Below are 1,176 nucleotides of genomic sequence, written 5' to 3' on the forward strand. Positions count from 1 at the left end.
GCCAGGCCGTCGACCACTTCGATGATCCAGTCGGCGATCTGGCGGAATTCGGTCTCGCCAAAGCCGCGGGTGGTGCCGGCGGGGCTGCCCAGGCGGATGCCCGACGTGATGGTCGGCTTTTCCGGGTCAAATGGCACGCCGTTCTTGTTGCAGGTGATATGCGCCCGGCCCAGGGCCTTTTCGGTGGCGTTGCCCTTGACGCCCTTGGGGCGCAGGTCAACCAGCACCACATGGGTGTCGGTGCCGTGGGTCACGGTGTCGAGCCCGCCCTTGATCAGCTGATCGCTGAGCGCCTGCGCATTGATCACGACCTGCTGGATATAGCTTTTGAACTCGGGGCGCAGCGCCTCGCCAAAGGCCACGGCCTTGGCCGCGATCACATGCATCAGCGGGCCGCCCTGAATGCCGGGGAAGATCGCCGAATTCACTTTCTTAGCGATATCTTCATCATTGGTCAGGATCATGCCCCCACGTGGGCCGCGCAGGGTCTTGTGTGTGGTGGTGGTCGCCACATGCGCGTAGGGGAACGGGCTGGGATGCTCGCCTGCCGCAACCAGACCGGCGAAATGCGCCATGTCCACGTGCAGATAGGCGCCGACCATGTCGGCGATCTCGCGCATGCGGGCAAAGTCGATCTGACGCGGGATGGCCGAACCGCCCGCGATGATCAGCTTGGGGTTATGCTCTTTCGCCAGCGCCTCGACCTGATCATAGTCCAGCATGTTGTCCTGCTGGCGCACGCCGTATTGCACGGCGTTGAACCACTTGCCCGACTGGTTGGGCCGCGCGCCGTGGGTCAGGTGGCCACCGGCATCCAGGCTCATGCCCAGAATGGTGTCGCCGGGCTGGATCAGCGCCTGGAACACGCCCTGGTTGGCCTGGCTGCCCGAGTTCGGCTGCACATTGGCAAAGCCACAGCCAAACAGCTGCTTGGCGCGGTCGATGGCCAGATTCTCGGCGATGTCAACAAACTCGCAGCCCCCGTAATAGCGCCGGCCCGGGTAACCTTCGGCATATTTGTTGGTCATCACCGAACCCTGCGCCTCCATCACGGCGGCAGAGACGATGTTCTCGGACGCAATCAGCTCGATCTCGTCGCGCTGACGACCCAGCTCAGACCGGATCGAGCCAAAAAGCTCAGGATCGCGGTCCGACAAGGACTGGGTGAAAAATCCG

At 63.4% G+C, this 1,176-nt stretch carries 1 protein-coding gene; it reads right to left on the reverse strand.

All coding sequences use genetic code 11. From position 1 onward, the window contains the following. On the reverse strand, positions 1-1,176 hold a 1,176-nt coding region (gene glyA, locus ACR0DS_RS20295), incomplete at both ends, for a serine hydroxymethyltransferase (protein ID WP_480560885.1).

The organism is Ruegeria sp. AF5 (assembly GCF_056541905.1).